1 protein-coding gene is annotated in these 1,683 nt (G+C 70.4%); it reads right to left on the bottom strand.

Annotated elements, in window-relative coordinates:
- Window positions 1-59 precede the first annotated feature (59 nt).
- Window positions 60-1,683, bottom strand: a 1,624-nt coding sequence (locus tag AX681_RS06495; RefSeq protein WP_331709989.1) for an FAD-dependent oxidoreductase, incomplete at its 5' end; no start/stop codon positions are given.

Below are 1,683 nucleotides of genomic sequence, written 5' to 3'. Positions count from 1 at the left end.
GATCTACCGTCTCAATCCTCCCCCGCCCAGGGGGAGGATTGGCGAACGGAGGAGTGGGCTTAGCCCCCGATCCCCACTTCCCCCGGCGCGGGCGTGTTGACGTGGCTCCAGATCGCGCTGACCACGACAGATCCTTCGCCGACGCTGCTGGCGACGCGCTTGACCGAGCCGGAGCGGACGTCGCCCACCGCGAAGATGCCGGGGCACGAGGTGGCGTAGCTGGACGCTGCGCCGACTTCCGCGCCGGTGCGGACGAAGCCGTGGCTGTCGAGTTCGACCAGGCCGGACAGCCAGTCGGTGTTGGGCGCGGCGCCGATCATGATGAACAGCGCGCGGCAATCCACCGCGTGGCTGCCCGCGGGTCCGGTGAACACGACGCGCTCGAGATGATCGTCGCCGTCGAGCCGTTCGAGCTGGCTATGCGTGTGGATGACGATGCGCGGGTCGGCTTCGAGCCGGTCGCGCAGGTAGGCGCTCATCGTGTCGGCCAGACTGGCACCGCGCACGACGACATGGACGCGTTTGGCGACGCGCGAGAGATACATCGCCGCCTGCCCCGCGCTGTTGCCGCCACCGACGACGACCGCTTCGGTCTGCGCGCAGAGGCGCGCCTCCATCTCGGTCGCGGCGTAATAGATGCCGGCGCCTTCGAACGTTTCGAGCCGGTCGAGCGGGAGGCGGCGATATTGCACGCCGGTGGCGACCAGCACCGCGCGGGCGCACAGCTCCTCGCCCCCGTCGAGCGTCGCGCAGAAGCCGTCGTCGCGGCGGGCGAGGGCCTCGACCCGGCGCGGCATGGCGAAGCAGGTGCCGAACTTCATCGCCTGAACCTGTCCGCGAAACGTCAGGTCCGCGCCGGAAATGCCGGTGGGAAAGCCCATATAGTTTTCGATGCGCGAGCTGGTCCCGGCCTGTCCGCCGATCGCGCAATCCTCGATCACCAACGCACGCAGCCCTTCCGACCCGGCATAGACGGCGGCGGCGACCCCGGCCGGGCCGGCACCGACGATCAGCAGGTCGAACGGTTCGGTCGAGCTGGCGGTGAGATCGAGGCCGAGATGGCCGGCGACCGCGCGTGGTGTCGGATCGGGGATCGGATGACCCGACCAGCTGACCTGCGGCTCGCCCTCCGCCTCTTCATGGAACGGGATGCGGTTGCGGTGGAGGAAGCTGGCGACGCGCGCGACGGCGGGGTCGCGATCGGCGCCGCGCACGACGAGGCTGCTGTCGCCCGCCTCGAAGATGCGGCGGCGGCGCGCAGAGAAGACGGTGAGGATATGGTCGCCGATTTCGGGGACCGCGCTCATCAGGCGGAGCATGTCCGTGCGCGGAGCTTCGAGCGTGCGGGTGGCGACGCTGGCGCGCATCGTCAGCGTGAGCGGGCCGCCGTTGAGGAAGGCGAGTTCGCCCATGAACTGGCCGGCGCGCAGGCTGCCCGGGCGGAGGCGTTCACCCGTGGCTGGGTCGGCGATCTCGATCTCGCCCTCTTCGACCAGCACGAAGCGGTCCTGCGGCGCGCCGGCCGGCAGCACGATGTCGCCCGGTTGATAATGGCGGGTGGTGGAGATCGCCCGGATGGCGGCGAGATGGGCGTCCGCAAAGGGACGCGGGGCCATGGTGCTGAGGTCGCCGCCGATCGATTCCATGGGGGGAGTGTATCGGGGCGCGGCGGGGGTGCCAACG

This window comes from Sphingomonas sp. CCH9-E2 (genome assembly GCF_001557215.1).
Taxonomy (GTDB): Bacteria; Pseudomonadota; Alphaproteobacteria; order Sphingomonadales; family Sphingomonadaceae; genus Sphingomonas.
This window is presented reverse-complemented; position numbering and strand designations above follow the sequence as displayed.